The organism is Microcoleus sp. CAWBG27 (assembly GCF_020883145.1).
GTDB lineage: Bacteria > Cyanobacteriota > Cyanobacteriia > Cyanobacteriales > Microcoleaceae > Microcoleus.
Genome location: NZ_JAHREU010000005.1, coordinates 140,952 through 166,210, shown reverse-complemented (window position 1 = coordinate 166,210; position 25,259 = coordinate 140,952). Strand labels below are relative to the sequence as shown.

Annotated in this window: 9 protein-coding genes; 4 read left to right on the top strand and 5 right to left on the bottom strand. The window is 43.0% G+C overall.

All coding sequences use genetic code 11. The features are described 5' to 3' along the window. Positions 1 to 183: 183 nt before the first annotated feature. The 5 genes from QZ938_RS05195 to QZ938_RS05175 all read right to left on the bottom strand — a co-directional run bounded on the left by QZ938_RS05195 (position 184) and on the right by QZ938_RS05175 (position 6,876). Positions 184 to 1,128, bottom strand: a complete 945-nt coding sequence (locus QZ938_RS05195) for a DUF1822 family protein (protein WP_293348422.1) — start codon at positions 1,126 to 1,128, stop codon at positions 184 to 186. 27 nt (positions 1,129 to 1,155) lie between these two features. Beyond that, on the bottom strand, positions 1,156 to 1,773 hold the full coding sequence (locus tag QZ938_RS05190) for a hypothetical protein (protein ID WP_293348425.1): 618 nt from the start codon (positions 1,771 to 1,773) through the stop codon (positions 1,156 to 1,158). 412 nt (positions 1,774 to 2,185) lie between these two features. After that, on the bottom strand, positions 2,186 to 5,107 hold the full coding sequence (locus QZ938_RS05185) for a pentapeptide repeat-containing protein (RefSeq protein ID WP_293348428.1): 2,922 nt from the start codon (positions 5,105 to 5,107) through the stop codon (positions 2,186 to 2,188). Positions 5,108 to 5,305: 198 nt separating this feature from the next. After that, positions 5,306 to 6,217: a DUF1822 family protein gene (locus QZ938_RS05180; RefSeq protein ID WP_293348431.1), complete on the bottom strand. Its 912-nt coding sequence runs from the start codon at positions 6,215 to 6,217 to the stop codon at positions 5,306 to 5,308. 26 nt (positions 6,218 to 6,243) lie between these two features. Further along, entirely contained in the window at positions 6,244 to 6,876 is a 633-nt protein-coding gene (locus tag QZ938_RS05175) for a hypothetical protein (protein ID WP_293348434.1), read from the bottom strand. Between the two features lie 474 nt (positions 6,877 to 7,350). Here QZ938_RS05175 and QZ938_RS05170 point away from each other — a divergent pair, with 474 nt between their 5' ends. The 4 genes from QZ938_RS05170 to QZ938_RS05155 all read left to right on the top strand — a co-directional run bounded on the left by QZ938_RS05170 (position 7,351) and on the right by QZ938_RS05155 (position 24,765). Beyond that, positions 7,351 to 8,397 (top strand): alpha/beta hydrolase, encoded by a 1,047-nt coding sequence (locus tag QZ938_RS05170; RefSeq protein WP_293341852.1) that lies wholly within the window; start codon positions 7,351 to 7,353, stop codon positions 8,395 to 8,397. Positions 8,398 to 9,119: 722 nt separating this feature from the next. Next, on the top strand, positions 9,120 to 23,669 hold the full coding sequence (locus QZ938_RS05165; protein ID WP_293365378.1) for a DUF4114 domain-containing protein: 14,550 nt from the start codon (positions 9,120 to 9,122) through the stop codon (positions 23,667 to 23,669). Positions 23,670 to 23,797: 128 nt separating this feature from the next. After that, positions 23,798 to 23,950 (top strand): hypothetical protein, encoded by a 153-nt coding sequence (locus QZ938_RS05160; RefSeq protein ID WP_293348440.1) that lies wholly within the window; start codon positions 23,798 to 23,800, stop codon positions 23,948 to 23,950. Between the two features lie 44 nt (positions 23,951 to 23,994). Next, positions 23,995 to 24,765: a hypothetical protein gene (locus QZ938_RS05155; RefSeq protein ID WP_293348443.1), complete on the top strand. Its 771-nt coding sequence runs from the start codon at positions 23,995 to 23,997 to the stop codon at positions 24,763 to 24,765. Positions 24,766 to 25,259 lie beyond the last annotated feature (494 nt).

The following is a 25,259-nucleotide window of genomic DNA, read 5'->3' as shown; positions in this document are numbered from 1 at the left end:
TAGTTCAATCGTTACGAATCTGGCAAAAGAAACCGGGTTATTATGCCTACCCCGGCGGGGATTTGTAGGGGTAGTACCCCCGTGCCTACCCCGGTGGGGATTTTGTAGGGGTAGTGCCCCCGTGCCTACCCCTCCACCTTCAGGCCTTCGGGCCGGCACGGGGGCACGGCCCCTACGTTGATTTTAAAAACAAAACTTTTCTGTTACACTTGCTGCTCCTAAAGCAACAGTAACGTTAAAGCATTCTCCCGATTCAACGCTGTCGATTTTTAACTGGATGAAGTTATCTGCATCCCTGGCTTCTGCGTCAATTAAAACGGTTTCTGCCGATTCATCTTGCACCATCAATCTAACTCCTTTTGGTAAATAAACTGAATCGCCGATCGGGTGTACTTGTAGCGTAACTTCTACTTCAGAATCCGATTTTGGTGGTAACGTAACTATCAACGCTACCGCAGCACCTGCAAGTTCCATTCCTAAGTCAATTTGCTGGCCGCGGACGATCGGAACTACATTTTTGAAGCGGATCAGTTCAACTTTTTGCGGATTAAACAACTGTTCGACAGTCAGCCAAGTCTCCTCAAAAATCCCCTCAAACCATTGTTTTAAGTTAATGAATTGCGGGCGATCGCTCTTAGTATTTGCAGTTGCTGTTTGTCTTCGATCGTTCAAGTATTCGAGAAAGTTATCAAATTTTATCAGATTTGTCAAGGGGATTTCTGCGGCGGCTGTTTGAGTAAATCCTAATAGCGTTGCTGCTTGTAATGATTGATTCAACTGTACGGCAACGTAACAAATGCGATCGTCCCAAACATCGAAGGGAATGTGACAATTTCGAGTATCTGGCAAGACGGGGCGGCATTCGATTTTGCCAATACCGACAACATCTAAATCGGCGACATCCAGAAATTTCAGCATCACTGAATCGCGACTGTCGCTGTGTTCCCAATTCGTTTCAAAACCCATTAAGCGCAGATAATAATCTACTGCATATACTGCTAGGGTATTGAGATAAGCTTGCTTGAATTTTTTCGGGCCGGACAGTTGCGCGTATTGTTGGGCGATGTCGTGGGCCGCAAAGGATAGCGGGATTGTGAAAATTATGGGTTCGATCGTTTTACTCATCATTTTTGATTCTACCTGCTTGCTTAAGTATTACTGCAATTTATTACGAATGTAATCCCTGAATTTACGCAAATTATTGTTATAAAAGCTGTTAATAGTTGAAATCCGTCGCACACCAAGTCTTTGAGCAATGCTATCCCATTTCTCATCATCTAATATATTGGCTTTAGCGATATCTTGCCAAGTGATATCCTGGCGATTTCTCACTGAAACACTTCTAAAAACACCGTCCGGATCTTCTTGGATTAATTCACGGAGCATTTCATGCGTTTCATTCGATCGCATTTCTTGTGGAATGTTTTCTATGTCTAGGTCATCGAGGGAAGGAATTTCGAGTTTTCTTTGATTCATATATTTTTCAGAGGCATCAGAAAATCGCCGCTTTATTAACCAATTAACCCAACCCATCAAAGGTCTTTCTGGATCGTAAATGTCAATCTTTTCACGAATATACTCAAATGTTTTTAGGAGTGCTTCGCTATAAATGTCTTCATAAGCATCAGGCTTCCATGAACCCCTTTGGGGATGACCCAGTTGTCCCGATCGCCAAATTGCGTCCATCAATGCGGTTAATGCTATCTGTCGCTGAAGGCTACCGACTGGGTAGCTTTGAGCTTTAACAGCTAGCTGTTTTAGTTCATCATCCATCTCAATCTCCTCACTTCTGGGGCATTTTTGTACGCTTTGGTGGAACTCCTATTTAGATTTCGGGTACAGCCGCCAGTTTTTACGCATTTTGAGAATATTGTTACAAAGCTTTACATTTGAGGGCGTAGGGCAGTCAGAAACGGGGTTTTTTTAGGAAAATTCTTTGTAACTGAGATATTGCACCTTTTTCAAGAAGCTGTAGGGGCGGGTTCACTAACAGCCTTAAAACTTGCAGACAAGTTAAATAAACCCGCCCTCCCCCACGAATAACCCCCAAATACTTAGGGAGTAAGAGTTTTATATATCCCTTTGTGACAGTCATAAATTTTTTACCCCACCCCAACCCTCCCCTTGCTAAGGGGAGGGAGTAAGAGTTTTACATATGATTTACAATTATTTAACTCACCATCAATCACTTCCTTAATAATTCTTGCCAAGTCTTGGGAGACTCAGCTTGATTTTGACAAATAACAGGCAACCAACTAGCACCTGGAATTTTTTCATCCCAACTTTTTTTCAATCTTTCTCGTGCTTTCCGCACGGAAGTATAAAAAGAATTGCCGCCAGCAAAGGCTTGTAGAAAAACTTTTAAAAACTCCTGGGCGATCGCATCCGGCACCGGTTCTCGCATTACAATAATTTGAGGGATGTCTAAATCTGCTAATTGTTTTCCTAATCCCAAACCATCGCAAGAGTTGAAAATTGCTATTTCTAAACCGCGTTCGATCGCTATTTTCAAAGAATGTTTGAGCTGTTCTACAGTTAATTTATCTGTTTCATTGATATAAATCACCCCCGTAGTGCCATCAACTGCGCTCTGACTGTGACCGGAAAAGCACAAGATATCCCAGCCTGTTTCATCGGCTAGATACTTCTCAAGTTCCCGGTAAGTTGGTTTTACCAAAAATACTGTTTCTGCTTCTGATAAATTCTCCAAAACTTGCGTGTCTGCATCGATATTAATTCCCGTACTGTCACCCAGAATTGCCAAGATTCTTACTTTATTTCTGGACGGGAACGATTTTTTGACTCTATTACATTCTCTGCGGCTTAAAGCAACTTCTGCTTGAGAATAGTTCTTAAAAAACTCCCACCGATGCCAGGGAAGTTTTCGCAGCAAGTTATCTTCTGTTTGTACGATAATTCGCAATTCACCATCATATTTTAAGTTGTCGTGCAATGCCTGTTCTACTTGAGAAAAATCGGGCGATCGCAACCAATCTTGCACGTCATTTTCTACTTCTGTCGCTAGGTTTTTTAGCTCTTGTTTGGAAAAGTTAGTGATTTGAGCTTTATTGATTTTAATGCGACTGTTTTGGTTTATGATTTGACTTTTATACATTTCTTGCCACTGTTGATAGCGCTGCGTAAGTTCTGGTTTAGGTGGCAAATTGCTTGTTAAAATTATTGGGTAACGATGGCGATCGCACCAAATTTGAGAAGTTACTTTAAATCCTTGTTCCAAATCGCCTCGATCGAATCTTAAGAGAACGACTTGTTCGGATAAAGGTCTGACCATTTCCTCCATTACTGACATCAAATATTGACGCTGTTCTGCGGAGTTTTGCAGGGCGGGTGTTTCTACTCCCATTAGTTGGAGCATTTCTTCATAGAAAAGGTTGAAGTCTTGGTGAATTTTTGCTTTGTCGGCGTCAGGAGGTACGCTAACTTTGACGACTATTCCATTGCCTTTGTTTTCAATACTCTGAATTTTTAGTTCTATATCTTGATTTTCTACTTGCACTTGATGCAAAGATTTGGCGAAGGCTTTCCAGTCAACACCGCGATCGAAGATTAAGTCAACCGTGTTAACAACTTCTTGAAAAAAACTGGTAAATTCTCCGGGTTTATATTCGCCGCTGCTGGGACGGCGTTCGCGATCGTCGGTTCTCGGTTTCGGTTCTTCTAGTAAATAAACCCACTTACAATCAACCCATTCTAGTTTAGTAGTGCTGTCAATATTCCAAGTTCCCAAACCGCAAACTCCTGTCATTTTGGCACTGCTAAAATCGGTGCCGATCGCCTGAACTTGAGTTAAAATTGCATATTCTAAATTAGCAGCTTCTAAAGTCGCTTGACTGAGGTCTGCTGTTTGCATTTTGGCATAATTGAGGTGTGCGCCCATCAAGTTTGCTCCTCTCAAATCCATGCCTTGATAGGATTTTCGATATCCGTTGCCGGTGACAAGCAAATCTCGCACTGCTGGATTAATTAATATTGTTTCATCTACTCTCGCCCATTCGATCGACTTAGCGTGACGCCACAGCGTGCGGTAGATTGTCGCAAATCTAAAATCGGTGTTTTTGAGGATAGCTTCAGTGAAGTTAGTATTGGCTAATTTAGCGCCGCGAAAACTGGTGCCGCCGATTCCTCCAATAATAACTGCTAATTGGCGAATTAAGGCGTATTTATCGTCTTCTGCTAACACTCTTCTGGCGACATAAATTCCCAATCCAACCCAAGCTAAAGCTAAAATGACAGTCGCAGTGATAATGGCAATCACTAAAGGCGGATCGGCGAATTTGTAACACCAATCGGCGACAAAATCATTAAAATCACTTCTACTGCATTGATTGTTTGTATTAACTATTCCTGCTTTAACTAAAAGCTGCTCTTTTAAAGACCTAGTTGAATTTCTGATAGTAAAAAATGTAGCAAGCCCGCTTGTAGCTACTGCCTCAACTATAACTAAACCTGCCAATTTGTTTCCTCCCACTACCTTAGCTAAAGCAATGGCTAAAGACAAAGGTATTACTACAGTCATGATTCCGGCAGTAGTCTGAAATAAATCTGTAATTAAATAGGGAATAGAATTACCCTCTGCCTTGAATTTACCATTGAAAGCATCCATTACCCAACCAACTCTAAAATTTCTCATCCAAGATAATATCGGATGCCCGTCATCGGATATGCCACCTAAAACACTAATTAAAGCTATCAATACAGCAACTGCAATAGCTGAATATCCCAAAGCTTTTAAGATGCCTTGACGAACGATCGCAACCCATAAAAATGCCATTACTAAAAACAGGATGATAATGAATTCCCGGTTGTATATCGATATCAAAGACGAGCCTACAATCTCCGCAGTAAATACAGAGGCAGCCCCTCCAATTCCTGACAGTGAAGCTGCAATTATTACTACTATTAATACCCTGCGAGGTGTTAATCCGGCTGTGGCATTTTTGAAGCTAGCACCCGCAAGATTTGCATTGGTAAAGTCTGCACCTCGAATATCTGCACCGGAAAAATCTGTATTAGTTAAATCCCGGCCTTTGAAAGAACGGCCTTGGAGATTTTGATTGCGAAAGTTTTGCAAGATTAGTGATGACATAGTTGATAGTTGGTAGGGGCGGTGCCCCGTGCCCGCCCAGATAGTTGGTAGGGGCGGTGCCCCCGTGCCCGCCCGAAGCGTCTGAAATGACCAAAAAATGGTCGGTGGGGGGGGTAGGCATGGGGGCACTACCCCTACAGAATCCTCGTTTTTTGGAGAATGAAACCGCCCTGCCGGTTAGGGGCGATCGAGAGACTATTACACTAGAAAAGATTGCGTCACGCTTGCTTCTCCCAATGCTACAGTAATGCTGAACAATTCTCTTAATTCAGAACTAAATTCAAACTTAATCAAGTTGTCAGCTTCTCTCGATTCAGCCTCCAAAAGCACCTCTTCTGACTCATCCACCAATATCATTTTCAAGCCTGGAGGTAAATAAGTTTGATTTCCCATCGGATACACTTGCACCCGAATATCTACTTCTGAATTTGCTTCTGGTGGGAGCGTCACTACCAGTGCTACTGAGGCTTCTGCTAGCTGGATTCCCAAGTCTATTTTCTGACCGCGCTCGATCGATACTGTGCTGTTGTTTCTAAAATTAAGCTGCAATTGTTCGGGATTTAACAGCTCGTTCATTACTTGCCATCCTGCATCGAAAACATCCTCAAACCAATTCGTTAATTTTACTGGTTTCAGTTGTTGAATGCGATTCATGTAGGTCAGCAAATCTTCGATCGCACTCATTTCATTCAAAGCTACTTCTTTAGCTGCTGTTTTGGTAAAACCTAACAGCCTTGCTTGCTTCAATGATTCCTCTAAATGTACCGCTACATAACCAATTCTGTCTCCCCAAGCATCGTAGGGAATGTGACAAATTTCTGTATCGGATAAGACGGGACGGCATTCTATTTTTCCTACCTGTTTAACGTCTAAATCTGCTACATCCATAAATTTCAGCATTAACGGATTGCGGCTGTCGCTCACCGGCCAATCCGTCTCGAATCCCATGCACCGCAGATAATAATCTAGCGCGTACACTGCGAGAGTATTGAGATAAACTTGTTTGAAGTTTTTCTGGTTAGATTGCTTGCCGCACTGTTCGGCAATTTCGTGCGCTTCAAAAGATAGCGGCACTGTGAAAGTTATCGGTTCGATCGTTTTACTCATCATTATTTTCAGCGCTCCACCGCTCAAATCTACTGTAGCTTATTGCGAATGTAATCGGTACGATCGCGCAAACTTCGCTGAAAAAAACTCGAAGCTGTTTGAGGTGAAATCCCAAATCGATCGCCAATATTTTCCCAGGTTGCATCATCCATTCTCGCTAAAATCACCTCTTGTAATGTAATATCTGGACGACCGCGTACCGATTTATTTCTAAAAATTTCATCTGGGTCTTGTTCGATTAATTCACGAAAGATTTCGGTATCTTCCATTTCGAGTTGCGATCTTTGAATTGCCTTGTGTTCTAAATCTTCCAATGAAAGTGATTCAACGTTTTTGATTTCTTTCATACGTTCCCTTGAAACATCTTTGAATCTCAATTTAAAGAAGTAATTAACCCAAGCCATTACCGGGTTTTGCGAGTCATAGGTGTCAATTTTTTGACAGATATGCTCGAATGTTCTCGCAAGTGCTTCGTTATAAATGTCTTCGTAAATATGACGAAGACGCGAATCTATGGAGGGACGGGCAATTCTGGGACAACGCTGAATTTCCCGAATTAAGTTGTTTAATGCTCTATTTCGCTGGCGGCTGCGTATTGGGTGGCTTTGCGCTTCAATAGCTAGCCGTTGGAGCTGCAAATCGATTTCTTCTTCTTCCTCCATCTCAATCCCCTCACTTCTCCTGGCGTTTTTGTGCAGTCTGGTAGAACTTCTATTTAGGTTTCGGGTAAAGTCGCAAGTTTTTACGCATTTTGAGCATGATTGTTACAAAACTTTACATCTAAGGGCGATCGGGCGGTCAGGAACCGGATTTTTGACGAAAATTCTGCGTTGTAGCCGATATGCACCATTCTCAGAAACCGGGTTTCTGGCTGAAAATATTGGCTTTGATGCACAGTCTTTGCCAGAAACCCGGTTTCTTGTTTGGGGGTGAGTAACCCGGATTTATTGATATGTCTGGGTTTGAGACATATCTGAAAAAAAGTTTTGAGATTTGCGTAAAAAGTTTGGCCGGCTTCCGTAATCAATATTGACGGGGCACTGTTTGCGATCGCGGGCGGGCCCTCCGTCAGTGTTGTCGTTTTGATTTAAGGGCGATCGGGCTCGATCTATTTTATGCAAACTGGGGTGAAATTTATGCCGTCAATTTCAAATTTGTTTGTCCGAGGAAGTTTATGGACTTTAGCATTAGGGTTTAGTTTTGGAATTGCCGCACCGGGATTAGCAGCAACAACTATTGTACTTCCCGATCAATATTCTTTACTAATTCCTGGTGGAGAAGTCAAGGTTTCCGAGCTAGAAAATTTTGTAAATACTGGTAAAGTACCATCCAATCTTATTTTTGTGGATGGATTATTATCATCAATAGCCAAAATCAATGACGACGATCAATCTTTATTGCAACAGCTTCAAAAACAGCTAAAGCAGCCGATAAGTATCAACAAAAACAACCCAAACTCTGCGAATGATTTATCAAATTTAGTCAAAAGTTTATTGCCGCCAAATTCCACACAAACAGAGCGACAAGAAGCCGAGACATTGCTTGCTCAGAAAGCTAATAACTTGACTTTAATCGAATTTTTGAAAAAATTGCCCGTAGATAAGCTCACCCGAGACAATTTTATTGATGCGCTCAGAAAAATGTCTCCTCCAGCAAAACCTCGCTCTCTCGCTCGCTCGATCGTTGGAGGTCAACTCTTCTCAACAGGGGAAGATGTATTTGTAGAAGTTCTCAGACCAATAACAGCTCGTTACACCAGTCATTTGAGTCTTTATCAACCCAAAAAACAATATATTGCCACCAATTGGGAAGTGGGAAAAAAAATCAATTTAGGAAGTTTTTCTAGAGGAATAGAATTGATTTTTGGGATCTACGTTCAAAATAGTAGAAATACTTTTATCATGGGGCCGGGTTCCCGTAATGGGGATGGACTACCCCATGCTAGAGTCAACTTTATCGCTCCAGAAATAGCAGATGTTGGATTTGAAGATCTCTGGGGAGGAGGAGATTGGGATTTTAACGATCATAATTTCCGCTTTAGCGGTGGGATTTCTGACAGCGTTCCCGAACCAGTTCCCGAACCGACTACTGTGTTGGGTAGTTTAGCTTTTGGTGCTGTTGTTTCGAGGTGGCGGATGAAGCGGAAACAGCAACAGAAAGTTGTGAATTCAACGGTTGATTAATTTGAGATATTGCACTTCGTTGTAGTCCATTGGGGGTTTAAAGTTTCGCGTCATAGCACAAGTCCGGCGGTGGTTCAAACCCCCGCCTCATAGCGAAAGTTGGTTAAAAATTTAGATCTTGCATCAATAATGTCGATAAGGGGTATCTGGGAGTTATTCGTGGGGTGGGGCGGGTTTATTTAACCTATTTGTAAGCTTCAAATTCCTTGGCGAACCCGCCCCTACAGGTTATTGAAAATGGTGCAAGATGTAAGTTAAAAACTGACTGCCAAACATAGATAAATTACCGCCATCATCAGTCCTTCTTGAACGGACTAAAGAATTAATTAAATATCTCCCGCAATAATATCAAATATTCCGATCGCATTTAGGTGAAAACATAAATTCTTCCCATATTTATCAGTCCTCTTCAGAGGACTTTAGCTATGAAACAGGGAATTGATTCCCTGGCGGATTTTGCGCTGACTAACAACTCACAAACACCAAATTTTTTGAAAAAAAGTTCTCAGATTTGCGTAAAAACTTTAATCGAATTCCGTAAGTAATAACAAGAGGCAGATCGCGCTCTTTCAAAAAAAGTTCCGAGATTTGCGTAAAAAGTTGACTCGGATTCCGTAAGTAGTAATAACCGACCGATCGCACTTTTAGAAAAACGAGCGATCGCCCCATTTCAGTTCATTGTCTCACTTTTAATTCAATCACAGACTAGGAGTGCAATTTCAATGGCTACCACGAATGAAGTTTCTAGCAACCTTTTGCCGATCGATGTTTTAAAACCTGACACTTTACCGGGAAGTGCTGCCAAAAATTCCATTCTCAACCCTTTAAGCAGCAGCAACAGTCAAAATATTGGCGGTAGTGCTTTAATTGACAGCAAAACTCAGCCAGTTGTTGCAACAGACAAGCTATCCAGTTCCAGCGAGCCTCTCAATTCAAAAAGTGCTAGCGCTCCTGCAATTAGCGACAAAAAAACCGACGATTCATTAATTGTTTCCGATCCATCAAAAAGCAGTTTAAACACATCGACAGATAGCAAAACTGTTGCAGAAAAGTCAAAGGCAGATGTCAAAGATACCTTAACTGGAATCAGCAAAGATGCACCGTTAAGTGTAACCAAAGATGACACTCTTTCAGCAACCGATGCTTTGACTAATCCTCAGAATACAGATAAAACAACATCCGAGAAAACTCCCGCTACTTCAGCCGCCAAAGAAACTAAAGTAGAAACAGCGACTTCCTCAACGGCTTCTGTTTCCCAAGCTAAAGCCACAACTACTGCATTGGCTGACAAAGAAACTAAGCCGGAAAGTGCGATCGCCCAAACTCCTGCTGTTTCCCAAGCTAAAGCCACAACTACTGCATTGGCTGACAAAGAAACTAAGCCGGAAAGTGCGATCGCCCAAACTCCTTCTGTTGCTGAAACTAAAGCCACAACAACTGCATTAACTGACAAGGAAACTAAGCCGGAAAGTGCGATCGCCCAAACTCCTTCTGTTGCTGAAACTAAAGCCACAACAACTGCATTAACTGACAAGGAAACTAAGCCGGAAAGTGCGATCGACCAAACTACTTCTGTTTCAGATAAGAAAGAAACAGCCAGTTCAGCAGCTATTAAAGCTGATAATTCGACAGCAGATAAACCTATCGCTACAGCCACCGCTACCAGCAAAGACAGCAAGCAAGAAACATCTCCAAGTAACAGTACGGAAAGCAACAAAAAATCTACCGACAAAACAGAAGTTTCTGCTGTTGAAATACCCAAAGAACTAACTCCAACAGTTCCTCGATCGAATTTAGCAACCGATAATTCCTTTACATCAGGGAAATTTGTTGTTGACTCAACCGGTCAAGTCGGAATTGATTTCTTGTTTGACGGCGGTTTGTATAAGGGTCAATTAGCTATCATCAGCCTCAAAGGAATGGAGAAACTTGCTCCCGGTTCGGAAGCGTTTATCAAAGAAGCGGCTGCGAGAGCACTTAGCAACTCAACAAAAGGTCATGTCGTAATTAATGATTTGACTGAAGGTGCAAGATTTACGGGTAATTTACCTGAAGGCAATTATAACGATGGAAATTACGGAGGAGTTAAGACTTCTGGGATGACTCCGGGCGATGAATTTGGAGTGATGTTAGTGCCGAATGGAACGGTACAAGAAGTGTTGAACAATCCGACTGTTGGAGGAGACAAACGTCCTTTATTTTCGATGGTGACGGCGAATCCAGCAGAGGGATTTCATGTCGGTCAAATTGCTGATGTAACGGGTAGCGGCAAGATTTTTGCAATGGAGGATATGCGGGTCGATATCGGGAGCGATCGAGATTATAATGACTTCGTATTTCAGGTGCGGGGTGCAACCGGTAAAGCCGTACTTTTGGATGAAGTAATTAATGCCCAAAAAGATTGGCGCAAAACCGATATGGGTCAGGCTTTGATTGCTTATGAGAAACCCTACACTGCACCGAAGTTAGAGCCTGCAAAAGAAGATGCTAAATCAGCAACTAATACTGTCTCACCTACGGTGAAAGTTGAAGAGAAAAAAGAGTCGATAGCACCTGTTTTCCCTGCGACTGAATCTGTTACCAAAACTGAGGTTAATGATGCGGAAAAAACTGTCACGCCTGCGGTAAAAGTTGAAGAGAAAAAAGAGTCGATCGCGCCTGTTTCTCCCGCAACTGAATCTGTCACCAAAACTGAGGTTAATGATGCGGAAAAAACTGTCACGCCTGGGGTGAAAGTTGAAGAAAAAAAAGAGTCGATCGCCCCTGTTTCTCCCACAACTGAATTTGTCACCAAAACTGAGGTTAATGATGCGGAAAAAACTGTCACGCCTGGGGTGAAAGTTGAAGAAAAAAAAGAGTCAATCGCGCCTTCTCCTGCAACTGAATCTGTCACCAAAATCGAAGTTGCTACTGCTGAGAAAAATGTTGCCTCTGCGGTGAAAGCTGAAGAGAAAAAAGAGTCGATTGTACCTGTTTTTACTCCCACAGAATCTGTTTCAAAAACTGAAGTAACAACTTCAAATAAAACCGATCGCGAGGGCTCAGAAACCGGGTTTTTCTCGACAAATACTGCACCCCAACTAACAGACTCAATAAAAAACCCGGTTTCTTTTCTAGAAACGGGAAAGAATCAAGCAGAAAAAGAGTCGATCGCCCCTGTTTCCCCTGCAACTGAATCTGTCACCAAAACCGAAGTTGCTACTGCGGAGAAAACTGTCACGCCTGCGGTGAAAGCTGAAGTAGAAAAAGAGTCGATAGCGTCTGTTTTCGTACAACATAAAGTCGATATAAATAAAAACGCGATAATTTCAGAAAAACCATCAAATTTAACTGAACCTCAAACACAAACTAATCCAAACCAGCCAACAGCCGAAACAGATAAAATTGAAAATCCAGTTATTCTGCTAAATCCAGAAATCACGCAAAAAAGAATAAATATTCCTACAAATAACTCGCTGAATCTCTCACCAGGAGTATGGACTGTTGATAAAACTGGTCAAGTCAGCTTTGATTTCCAAGTTGATGCTGGCTTTTATGAAGGCGAAATTGCCCTAATTAACTTATCAGGCATGGAGCAATATCCGCTCAATTCCGATGCTTTTCAACAAGAAGCGATTAAACGTGCCTTAAGCAATTCAGAATTGGGTTATATTGCGATTAGCGATCGCCTGGAAGGTGCGAGATTTAGCGGTGAATTTGGCGAACCTAATGTTAACATCGGCCCGTACCAAGGTGTCAAAACTTTTGCCATGACTCCTGGGGCAAAATTTGCTCTGATGTTAGTTCCTAATGCTACTGTAAAAGAGATATCGGAATCTCCCGGTTCTTGGGCGGATAAAACTCCCCTATTTTCAATTCCAGCAGCTAATCCCAACAGTCAAGCAATGCTGGCTGATTTCACCGGTAAAGGCAATACTTTTGGTTGGGAAGATATACCGGGAAATTCGGGCGATCGCGATTTTAATGACTTAATTTTTAGCATCACTGGTGCGACTGCTAATGTACCAGAAATGGCAGCAAATGTCAATGGTAATACTCAATGGCTGGAGTCAAAAGCAGGTCAAGAAATTCTAAATACAGCCGTAGTTAATGATAAACCTCCTGCGATTAAACCCGTTGCAGATGTGGCGTTAACTCCCGCACAGCCTACGCGCACGATCGACATCAGTCAAGTATTTATTGACCCGGAAGCTAGCACTTTAAAGTATGAAGTAGTTGAGGGTAACAGTCCATCTTTGGCTGTTAACTTGCAGAGTAATAATTTACAACTTACAGGATTGCCGCAATCGGGAGTAACAGATGTTGTAATTCGAGCAACGGATGCGGCAGGTAATTCTGTTATTCATAACTTTGCAGTCACTACTAGCAATCTTTCTGGGGAATCAGTTGCCGATATCAATAATGCCCTAACAGATTTTACCAAGGTTATTAATCAAAGTTCGGAAACTTTCAGCGAAGTTTTGAACAGCGATGCAGCAGCAGAATCTCTGGAAAAATTGACAACTGTATTAACACAATATCCCGATGCTCTATCGCTATTTAATAAGCCAGATTCCCTCGCTAAACTCGGCATCAGTCAGAGCAATATACCGACAATCCAACAATTGCTGCAAAGTCCAGAAGTAGCGGCGGAATTCGGGCTGTCAGTGTCTTTAGGGGAAGCTTTGAGTCATCCTGATTCGACGGGATTGGATGAGTTTTTGTTGAATGCTGATGAGGCGATTTCTCTGCTTCCATCTGATGCTAAACAGCCGAAAGTTGGGTTTATTGACTTTACTGAAGGACAGCACCTTCAGCGGGTGACTTCTGTATTTTCTTCGATAAATTCTCAGGCTAAATACGATACTTTTACGGTCGATCGCGGGAATTGGGCGGAGCAATTAATTCGGTTTGTAGATGAAGTGAAAGCCAAGGGTGAAAATCGGGCGATCGCAAATCTCAGTTTCGATTTATCCCAATTAGATGATATCGGCATTACCACTCGTTACGAGCTCACTCCTGAAGAGCAAACCGCCATTCAATACGCCCGCGAAAATAACGTTTTGCTAGTTGTTGCCGCAGGTAATACTGGCGGTGTCATGTCAGCTTTAGGGCAAGCTAGCAAGCAATTTGATAACATTATTACTGTCGGTGCTGTTAATCAATTTGAGTCAAAAACTGACTATTCTGCCTACGGTGAAGGACTGGATTTAATGGCTCCTGGGGGTTCCTGGGCGAAGGATGCTAATGCTTTTGTCGGTACTTCGCGATCGGCATCCTATGTAACAGCAGCAGCTTCTTTAGTTTGGGCGGCAAATCCTGCATTGAGCTTGACACAAGTCAAGCAATTATTGATAGATACCGCAGCGGATTTGAATGTACCTGGATGGGACAAAGAAACTGGGGCGGGATTGGTAGATGTCAAAAGTGCGATCGATCGCGCTTTGTCACTTGAACCGAAACCCCCAGAACCAGTAAAACCAGGGATTCAGGTAAGTTTGTTTAGCGGAGAAGGGCGCGTTGAGACGCTAGCAAGAGCTGCATCTGAGCCAACTCAAAAAGCGATTTTAGACTTAGAAAAAGCCCAGGAAGATTTACTCGAACAGTGGCAAAATTTAGCAGATTTAGGCAATCCATCTCTCACTTTATCTGACTTGCAAGCTGATGCAGTTCAGAAAATTGCTGATGCTTTGAATAAGTATCGAGAAGTTAGTACGCAGGCTGGAATTACTGACGCTCACCACCAGCAAAGAGTCGAAGAATTAGCCCTAGCAACCAATCATTATTTAATTGAAAATGAGCGACTGCAAAAACTGTTAACTCAACGCAAAGAAATTGAAGAAAGATTAGCTAAACTCGGCAAAGATAAATCGGCTTTAGAGGCAGAAACTCAAAAACTGCTAGAGTCAATTCAAGCACAAATTGCCAAAGCTGAAACAGATTTGACAAAAGCTCAAGCTAAATTGCTCAATCCTTTTGCCAATGTCGGCGATAATTTGCAAACAGATCCCGCACCTTGGCGCGAAGCAGCCAATAAACAACAGGAATTTGCCTCTAATTTCCAACAACAAGGAGCGATTCAAAGTGCAGAAGCGGCAAGATTTAGCGCGATTTCTAGCAACATTAATCCCGCTCGCTGGCAACCTATTGGTTCAGAAAAAAGCAGAGGCATATCCGGTCGCCGTCGAGAAGTTTGGGGTTGGGGAAATGACCCGAACTTGTTAAAACAGAAAAATCAATCGCAATGGCAAGCTCAAATTGCTACTGAAAATTCTCAAAGTTTGCAGCAGTTATCCCAGCAAGCCACACAGCAGCAAACTGCTTTAAATAATTACGCTCAATTACTAGAAGAAACACCAACTAATCTCGGTGAAGATGGATTGAATAAAGCCGATCGAGTCTTGCAAATTTTGGAAGCACAGGCCGCACAACAAGCAAAGATTGCTGAAAATTATGCTAATTTAGCTGCGATTGCTGCATCGCGCCAACAGCAAAATCAAGCTCAAGCTAATTTGCACAATTCTTTAATAAATCGTCGGGAACAAATAGGTACTAAACGTAGTGGTCGTTCTGGAAAAAATACCGAACCTGTTTATGGAGATGTACACTATCCCGAACATATTGCACCGCGAGATATGGCTCAACAATTAGCTAATCAAGCTGCTGTGGAATCCCAAGCTTACGGACAATTAGCCAAACAAGCAGAGCAACAAGCAAGCGCCCTGAAAGAACAGGCAAGAAAGTTAAAAACTAACATTAAAGATTGGCCTGTTTTGAAACAGGGAATTGACTATGAAATTGCCGCAGATGTGTTACGGTTGCAAGCGGAAAAAGATTTGTTTGCTTTGCACGATCCGGTACAGAGGCAAAAGTTAGAAACGCTGTTTAAAGAAATCGATTTAGCCCAAAAAGAACTGCAAAGGCTGGAGAATGAAAAGATTCCCGCGCAACAGCAGTTAACTGATGCAACCGAAAATCGATTGAAAGCAAGTCAAGCTGAGTTAGAGGCAATTCAAGCTGAGAAAGCGGAAGCTGCGAAGAATTTGCAAAACTTCTTAGAAACTGCTGGTTTCTTATTGCCCTATCGCGAGAGATTGTTGGCGGTTGACAAACAAATTGAGAAATTAGAATCGGAACAATTGGATGCGTTCAAGACAGTTTTAGAGTTACAGAATCAATTGCAGAAAAATCCCAGCGATAGTTTGCAGCAACAGTTGAACAACTGGCGAAATTATTTGCAGAATTTAGAGCAAGAATTGGGTTGGGCGAAGTTGCAGCGCGACCAGTTAGCAATGGCTTTGGCTGATTCGCCGGAACGATTGGCAATAGCTGACTTAATCAAAACTCTCGAAACCGCACCTGCATCTCTCAATCCTCAAGCTAAAATTGCATTTTTGAAGTCGATCGAAGGAAGTGGCGCGAATTTCCTGGCTGGTTTTGATAATTTAAATAATCGCTTAACTCAAGGTAAAACCGAGCAAGCACAAACTGAGAAATCTCTGGCTGTATTCCAGAAGGAATATCGCGAATTGGGTTTGAAGAAAGCCGATTTAGAAAAACAGATTCCAGAGAAACAAAAACAAATTGTCGATAAAGACAAGGAAATTGAAGGGACAGAAAGTGCGATCGCCCAAACTAAATCGAATCTATCGACAATTTCCGCAGCACAACTAACAAATATTCCAAATGCGATCGCATCTACAGATACCGCAATTCAGCAGCAAAAATCGGCGGTACAAGGCTATCAAAATCAGATCGGTCAAGCCTTTGCTGCTGCTAACTTCTGGGAAAGGGAACGACAAGGACAACAAGCAGCAGCAGATTGGTGGAATAGTCAGATTTATGTGTTTAATGCCCATGCTTATCTAGCTCATAACCCTGATGTTGCAAAGGCTTTTGGCTGGAACCACGCATTAGCTTATCGACATTATCTCTCCTATGGTCGATACGAAGGACGATTGCCAAATCCACAAGCAGCCATCTCTCGAAATGCCGCCCAAGCTGCTGCTAATAATGCTGCACAACAACGAGATTTAGCTAGCTCAAATGCACAACAACTAAATGCCACTTTGCAGCCTCAAATTGCTGTGGCTCAACAACAAATAGGCAAACTGGAAACAGACAAAAACCTTTTAGTTCAGCTATCAGGATTAAATACCCAACTCTCTCAACAACAACAGCAACGGGATAATCTTGTCAAAGATTTGGATAAGCTGAATCAACAAAAAGCTGATACCGAACAAAAACTGATTGACAAATATCGCGAAATCGAACTAACTAATAAATACTTGGAGCAAGTTGAAGGTGAAGTCGATCGCCTGCAAAGTCGCCTCGATGTTCTCAATCGTACTGGTGTTTTACAAACTAAATACCAGCAGGATTGGAACGCATGGCAGCAAGCAAATCAAACTCAAGTAACTGCTACTGAATCTTTATTAGCCACCCGTCAAGCTGGATCGGCAGACAGGCAACTATTGGCAGATTTGCAGTCACAATTAAAGCCCGCTCAAGAGAATCTGCAAAAAGGTCGATCGCTCCAAACATCTCTTGCCGATACTCAACAAGCCCTCGCTTTTACCAATCTGCAAATCGGCAATCAAAATTTAGTGATTCAAAGTGCGATGGATAACGATGCTGGACTCGCAGCAGCGGAACGCTCTTTCTTGAATTTGGCTGATGCAAGTCGGCAAAAAACCTGGTATTGGAATGGCAGTGCTTGGGCTTACAATGCTGGCGAAGCTGCGGCCGCTCGCAGTCATTTGCAAACAGCTTCATTTATCGCAGATGAGCGGAACAAATTGTGGCAGCGCCGTCAAGATGCAGCCAAGAAAATTAACGAACTAACTCAGAAAGCGGCAGATCAACAGTCACAAATTGCCAGTCTGAACTCCCAGTTACAAGCGCTGGGAGGGATGCCGCAACTTGAGGCAGAGTTTAATCGAGTGCAAAGTGCGATCGCATCTGTGAATCAGCGCTTGCAACCCCTGCAAAATCGCGAAAATCAACTGATTCAAACCATCAAAAATGCAGCGTCTCAGGCCGCAAATCTGGCCGCAGAAATGGCGCAAACAACTCAATTAAAATCAACTTCACTGCGTCAGTTAATTGGTTTGGGAATGCTGGCTTCCGAATCGGATGTTGATTTCTTTGCAACACAAGTCGAGCCGCAAGTCAACACTCATTTGCAAAAATTGCGCGGTCAAGGTCAAGATTTGACAAATCAAATCGACAGCATTAATAACTTAGTTACTAATTGGGAACAGCAACTCGCCAATACAACCGATCCAGAGGAGCAAGAATATCTGAAGAGTTCGATCGAGCTGTCAAAATCTCAAATTAGCAGTTTAGAAGCCTTAAAAGCATCGAGTCTCACTACTGCTGACGATTTAGAAAAATTGCTGAAACAGGCAACAGATGCCCTGCTTCCCTTGCGCCAAAAGCAAGAATTAGAAATCCGCCAGAAGTTAGAAAGCAATGAAAATCGCCTCAATGCTTTGCAGTCTCAACTGAATTCCGAAAACGTGGCGGAGACGGCAATTAAAGATAATACCGTGCTAGCTTATGCCCAACTGAGCGATCGAGTTCGCGAAGATTTAACTAATAGCGTCAATAACTCGACTAAAGCGCTATTAGAAGGCAACCCGATGACGAAAGAATTGGGCGAAAATCAGCAAAAACTGTCTCGATCTGTTGATGCTTTGATAACTGAAATTGACGCTCGATTTGCCGATCCCTACGGTGACTATCAGCGGAGTCATGCGAATCTGGAAGATGGAATTAAGACTCTTGGAGTTGTGGAAAATCGTGCGGATGCACTGGATGATAGTGTTACTCCTACTGAGGAGGCGATCGAGCGAATTAAACTCCGCATCAAACAGGATGAAGAGTTGTGGCAAGAAATTGCTCCGATCGCGATGCGTTACGGTGTTGAATCGCAGGAATTGAAGGGTTATCAGCAACAGTATCAAGGGATATTAGAAGCTAAATCACCTAAGTTAGCTCAAGCTCAGACTTTACTCACCAATGCTGAATCCTTGCAGAAACAGGCTGCATCGGAGTCTAACCGCGCTGCAATTTTGACGCAACAAATTGCAGCCCTAAAAAATACACTCCCACTAGCAATTAGGAATTTATTAGATCGATCGAACCAAAGCAATAATGTTCAGGGGATATCTCCTTTTGCTCAAAAATCAAACATCAATCTAGCCAACCAATTGACATCAATTTTGAAGGCTTATCCTAGTTATGCTGGCATTATCAACCAGATGAATTCGCTGCAACAACAAGTTCAAGCGGCTCAAAATCAATCTTCAGCCCTAACTCAACAAGCAACTAACTTGCGCCAACAAGCCGATCTTCTCAAACAACAGGCGAATGATGATGTTAACGCAGAAGTAAAAACATTGCGTTCAAAATTCCTAGAAGAGCATCCCGACAATGGCACTGCGATCGATTTATTGCAAGGAGCAACTTTAGAAGGACGCAGCCCCGATCCGCACATATCCAAGTTGTTAAATTCAAGAGTGGATGAATTGTTAGCTGCTGATGCTGTCGAAGGGCGAAATCCAAATCAAACACTATTTGATAAAGCAAAAGCCGAACAAGCATCCCACGAAGCGCAAGGTTATGCAGCTTTAGCACAAGCTGATTGGTACGAACAACGAGCAGCATATCATTGGTCTGTTATTAACAGAAATCGCGCCAATTGGCAATCTAGTCCCTATTGGTCAGAAGAACGCTGTTACCGAGGCAGGAGTGGCAAGAGAAAATGTGAATGGGTAACGCACGTTGACCATAATTGGATTCTTTGGGATAGTTACTCTAAGCTATTTCCCCAGTTGCGGCAACAAGGAATTGCACATCTCGCAGAAGCCGATAAATGGCGCAAGGAAAAAGAGCGCATCGAACCGCTGGCAAAACAGTGGACTGACGCAAATAATGCGGCAAATCAAGCTCAACCTCCTGTTACAGAAGCCCGCAATTTCTTTGCACAATTAGAAGAGGCTCGCAAGTCGATTCCCGGTGACAAAATTCAACTTGAATTCTTAGAAAAGCTGTTGCCAACGCTGAAGCAACAGTTAGAACAAGCCGAGTCTGAAGCCGCCGCCCAAAATGCTAAAGTGCAGCAACAATGGGAAGAATACGATACTAATTCTGAGGAGTATCGGGCTGCTGTTGCTGATATCCTGGCACGTCGCGGGGAACTCAACAAACAAGCCATAGAAACTCAGCAAGAAATTGCAGATGTAGAAAAATGGGTTGAGCGGCAAAGTGTAGCCCTAGCACCGGAATTAGCAGGCACGAAAGCGCTAATTGATTCCCTGAAACAGCAACAGCAGGCAATTGCTAATCAAATTGCCGAATTTGTCAAACAAGGTGCTACTGTAGACGGTTTGCAAGACTTATATAGCAAAGAAGCACAGTTAAAACAAACCTTGCAGCTAGTGACAAATAAAGCTGCAATCCTCACCGCCCAGCAAACCGCGCTGACTCAAAAACGGACGCTGTTAACAGCACAAAATGAGGTAATTATTGCCGAACAAAGGTTACTTGACGCCTACACCAAAGACCCCGATGCCGACACTAGCAATTTGCAGAAACAATTGCAAGATGCCCGCGCTGCTTTAGCCGAAGCCCAGCGCTTAGCAGAACAAGCTGAAGCTGCTAGCAAGATTCTCACCGCACCATTGCAACAATTGAAGGAAGATTTGTTGGTGCAAAATGATGAGCATCTCAAACTAGCGAGGGAAAATCAAAAGATTCTGAAAGCGTTGGTAGAAGCAACTCAGGCGAATGCTAATTACACGCTGCAAGCTGCACAAAAACAGCAAGAAGTCAATAACTTTGAGTTCCAGATTTTGCAGCGATTGCAGCAAGCAACTGACGCGGGTTTCCAAGAAGCCAAAGCACTGTTAGACGTGGCTAAGCAGAACGACATGGCGACGGCGGCAGAGATTTACTATCGCGATTACAGCGACTTAGCCAGCGACAGAGGTAGCAAAAGCAGTCCCGGTTTAGCGCAGCCCCAAGACCGGATTTTAGCCGATCGATACTATCAGGAAATGCTGGTAAATCGGGAATTGCAGCGTCGCGCTCAAGCACAAGCTGATGCCTTTGGAGCAGCGAGAAAAACTGCTGAAGCACAGATGAAAACGCTGCAAGCACAGCAAGAAACGGCTGCTAAAATATTGAGCGATTTGAATGACAAAATTGCCACTACCCAGGAGGAAAGGGAGAAAAAAGAACAGGAATTAGCCATTGCACAAGCACGTCTCGATGGGATTACCCGCATCCGCGAACAAACGGAACAAACGTTTATTCAGTTAGTAACCATCGAAAAACTGGATTTAGCCCAAGCTAAATTAGAGCAAGAAATTGCCGAATCGCGTCAGAAGGGAATTGATGAAGCAGTGCAAGCGAGGATGGAGCGAGACAGACTAGAAACGGCACGTCAGAGAACAGAAACTGTTGCCAAAATCGAACTGTTGCGGCAACTGCAAGCGGAAGACAATCTGCGCCAATCGTTAAATGAAGCGCGGGGAAATCTGGGAATGACAACCCTCGAAGCAACGGACGATCCGGTGCAATTGCAAACACAATTAGCGGGACTTCTGGCATCGCTGAAAGATTTGGAAACTCAGCAGCAATCTGATTTACCAGCGGATTTGAAGGCATTGTTAGCAGAAGCGCGGGGTGATATCCATGAAGCGCTGCAAGGGAAAGAAGCGGCGAATATTCAGGAAAATCTGCTGAAGGCAATGGACGGTTTGATCGGGCAAATTCAGCATTACAAAACTGAGATAAATCGCATCGATCTAGAGGAACAGTGGGATAATCAGTTGTTGCAAACTGCTCAGACAGATTTGCAAGGTGCTTCTCAACAATTGTTGAAAGAGTTGCAGCGTGCTGAGGAATTATCGGGTGAAAAGCAGGTGATTGAACCGCTGTATATGGAGGCTTTGACTAAGGTTGCTTATGCGGAACAAGCGGTAGATATTTCTGAGGATTTGGCGAAGCAGTCGAAGGAGATGTTGGATCAAATTATCAAGCAGCGGGTGGCGGAACGGAAGGCTCGAAAAAAGGCTTTTTGGCAAAAACTTTTGGGGATTGTCAGTGGTGTGATTGGTCTCCTGAGTGCCATTACATTTTTTATCCCAGGTTTACAGCCACTTTCCATAATTCTGGGTGCTGCTAGTGCTGGAATTAATGCGATTCAATCAATCATCAACGGCGACTGGTTGGGTGGTATCTTCAGCATTGCGATGGCTGGTATTAACACTCTTACGGGTGGTTTGGGTAGTGCGATTAGTCCAGCCTTGCGGACGGGTTTGATGGCGATGCAATCTCTCGCTTCGGGCGCATTTAATGGGGCGCGATCGATCATGTCAGGTGAGAGCATTATGGGCTTTTTGCAAATCCTGAGTGGTGTGGCGGGTGCTGCGGCGACGGGAATACAAAGTGTCATAAATCAATCCTCGACCATTTTGCAAAAGTCAATGTATCAGGTCTTTAACACGCTGAAGACGTTGCCGATGCAGATTTATGGTGGGATTAAGGCGATTCAGAAGGGGGATTGGTTTAATGCGATTTCTAATATCTTCAATGCGGTGATCACACTAGGTGGCAATCTTGCATCGGTGTTTAATAATGCAGTCGCGAATGTGATTCAGAAGATTGGTGATGTGGGGAATACGGCGTTGGCGATCGGTGGGGCGATTAAGGAGGGGAGTATTGAGGGTTGGTTGTCGGGTTTGACGAGTATTGTCAATATCTGGGGGGATGATATTAAGGGGCTGGTTGAGAAGGTTTCAGGGAAGGAGAAGTGTGAATGTCCGCCTGGGCCTGAATGCGAGCTTTGTATAGAAGATATCGAGTTGGAAAGTATGAGTATTGAGGAAAAAGTTTCTCTGCTCGACACACTCAATGAAGAAGAAAAGCTCGATTTTGCAATTGAAATGATTGGGGTTTCGACTCCAGAAGAGGAGATTGAAATTCTTAATCATCTTTCTGCTGAAGATCAATTGCATACAATTGATTTAATTTCACCACAAGCTAAAGAGGTTATTACTGCTAATTCTATTAAAGATGTAGAGAAATTTTATCAAGAGATACTTGATAGTCGTAGTACCAGTGCGAGTATTGTAGGAATAATTGGAAGCTATTCATCATCGGAAAAACCTCGATTTGAAATTTACAAAAAAATTCTTGGTGAAGCGCTAAAAAATTTGCCTGCTGAAATAGGTGAAGGGCTACTTAAGCAGTTCTCTGATCCTGCACAATTAGCACTTTTCCTGGCATCAGGTGTTGCTACTCGTACTCCAATTGCAGGTTTATTGACTGCATTGCATACCAATCCTTTGACTTTGCCAATAGCTGTAGGAATGGATGCAGTTGCGACAGGATGGTTACTTTATAGTGTTGGAAAGCCTCTTTATGATGCTTGGGAAGCATCTGGTAAAATTGTCAATTCTTCAAATCAATCACTAGATATTCAAGAAGAAGCTCACAAGTTATCTCAACAGGAAGGAATTGTTATTGCAGGATTAGCATCTGGTGCAATTTTAGGTTTGGGTGTCGGTCTCAAAGCGGGAATCGGGCAGCGCTCTGTAAAGGTTGGCACTGCTGCTCCAGAAGATTTTCTCAAAAAGTTTGGACTGGAAACTACTGGACGAGGTTTAACCAGTGTTTCCCCGAACCCTTTAACTATCGGTATTCCGAAGGGAATGGTTGAACGCGCTGGTTCAATAATTAAACCAATTGATAACTCGCTTCCGTCACCTGGATTGTCTTTAATTCCACAGCAATTTATATTGAAAACTTCTTCAGGAAATGTTCATGTTTCATCTGGTTTCAACAAGGAAACCTCGACAATTCTGGTAGACGGAAAGGAGAAGATTAAACAAGAGGGATACTCAGGTGCTCTCAAGCATATTTTTGGTGAAGAATTAAGAACTAAGCCGAAGCCGTATGATTCTGTAGCAGGCAAAAAAGTTGGTTTTGATTTGGAAGTGCCAATTGTTATGGAAGCTCTTGCTATAGAAAAACTTGAATCAGTAACAGCAACAGCTCTTCGCAAATTTGAATCTGAAGGAGTAACTTTCAATCAAGAAGGAAAGGCAACGGTCTATGTGCAAAGTCAAGGTCAAACATGGGAACTTATGTTTGACAAATCTCCTCATTCCAATATTAATGATACTCGAATGAATAACCTCCCTGATTTAAAACTCTTTCACTTACGATCTTTCAAGAAGCCAATGCCAGAGTCTGTTCCAATTATTGATTTTGATGATTAGTTGTTATCTGAGGTTCTGGGGTTTTGCAAATTGACAATTCTTTTGTACTATATTGCTGAATTGATCGCGCTCTATTTAATCTCAAATTCCAAACCCACGCGATCGCCATCAAAAACTCAGAGGTAATCATGTCTTCTCAAAACATCCTGCAACAAATTAAAAACTCCCAATCCCTTTTACCAGCGAGTCGCGATCCGCCTTTGCACCCTACGCGATCGCCCTCTCGCTGTCTCGCCAACCCTCTATTTCTACGCTTGTGCGATCGCCTTAACAAAACTTAGAGATTAGAGGAATAATCGTTCAAAACTTATCTGAAGGAATTTATATGTCTCTTCTCAAAAAAACCAAAATTATGTTGATGGCGGCTTTCATCTTGGGTATGGCCGCTAAACCCAGTTTCTCTGCCATTTTCAACGTCGCATCTGACTTTTCCCTAACCAATAACCCCAATGGCGCTTGGCGCTACGGCTGGTCATCAAGCCTTGAATCTAACTTCAACCTGTATAGCAACGTAGGAAAGCAGACTCCTACCATCGACTCGTGGTACGATCCTGCAAAAGCTTCGTGGCCTTTTGTCACCCACAACTCAACCGCAACCGAAGATAATTCTCATCCGACAACAACTTATCAACCGAATCAACTAGGGTTTCACCCCGGTTATTACGGAGAGTATAGTATTGTCCGCTGGATTGCGCCTGAAGCGGCAACCTACTCACTTGCTACAATGTTTACCGGCCTCGATCATGTTGGGCCGACTACAACAGATGTTCACGTTCTTCATAACAACATTGTACTTTTCAGTAACTTGATTAACGGCTTTGGTGCTTCTAGTATCAAGTCATTTGCGACGGCTGGGACAATTCAAGCTGGTGACACGATTGATTTTGCTGTTGGTTATGGCAGCAACCAGACTTACTTGTTCGACTCGACGGGTTTGGATGCCACTATTTCAACGACACCCGCAGCCGTTTCCGAATCCGTACCCGAACCTTCTACTGTATTAGGTGGATTGGCGTTTAGTGCTTTTATTGCCAAAATGCGGATGAAACGCAAATGGCAACAAAAACTTTTGGAGTCCAAAGATTCTGACAAATGAATCAAAGCAAACATCTTTTCTGGTTGTTCGCAGCGAGGGTCTAAAATTAGAGATAAATCTGATATAACGCGATCGCACCTCTCTCCCAGAAACCGGGTTTCTCCGATAACTTTTGCATCTCACCAAAATATTTAGGCAGAAACCCGGTTTCTCGATCCAAGTCTCTTCATAATTAGAATTCAAGCCACTACAAATCCTGTAAACTGTCGCGGTAATCTAGTCTATCCATAGCGCTATCTCCTCCTTTTTAACAACAAAATTTACCAAAGTTTTGTATGATTAGTATATTGCCAATGTTTTAGCTAAAAATCAGAAAAATTATCTTATTCTCGCCACTCCGCTGTCATCGCCGGTTATTGAGGAGATAAGCTGTTACGCATTTAAACCACTAACGAGGCCTGTAGGGTGCGTCAGCTAGAACACTGACTAGGTAAGGGAAACGAGAAAGGGCTGACGCACCCTACAATACTCCTGCACGCGCCAACTAAAGAAAC

Bases quoted from the DNA above. Each gene is read 5' to 3' on its own strand.
- QZ938_RS05195 (WP_293348422.1), bottom strand. From the start codon at position 1,128: ATGATGAGTAAAACGATCGAACCCATAATTTTCACAATCCCGCTATCC.
- QZ938_RS05190 (WP_293348425.1), bottom strand. From the start codon at position 1,773: ATGGATGATGAACTAAAACAGCTAGCTGTTAAAGCTCAAAGCTACCCA.
- QZ938_RS05185 (WP_293348428.1), bottom strand. From the start codon at position 5,107: ATGTCATCACTAATCTTGCAAAACTTTCGCAATCAAAATCTCCAAGGC.
- QZ938_RS05180 (WP_293348431.1), bottom strand. From the start codon at position 6,217: ATGATGAGTAAAACGATCGAACCGATAACTTTCACAGTGCCGCTATCT.
- QZ938_RS05175 (WP_293348434.1), bottom strand. From the start codon at position 6,876: ATGGAGGAAGAAGAAGAAATCGATTTGCAGCTCCAACGGCTAGCTATT.
- QZ938_RS05170 (WP_293341852.1), top strand. From the start codon at position 7,351: ATGCCGTCAATTTCAAATTTGTTTGTCCGAGGAAGTTTATGGACTTTA.
- QZ938_RS05165 (WP_293365378.1), top strand. From the start codon at position 9,120: ATGGCTACCACGAATGAAGTTTCTAGCAACCTTTTGCCGATCGATGTT.
- QZ938_RS05160 (WP_293348440.1), top strand. From the start codon at position 23,798: ATGTCTTCTCAAAACATCCTGCAACAAATTAAAAACTCCCAATCCCTT.
- QZ938_RS05155 (WP_293348443.1), top strand. From the start codon at position 23,995: ATGTCTCTTCTCAAAAAAACCAAAATTATGTTGATGGCGGCTTTCATC.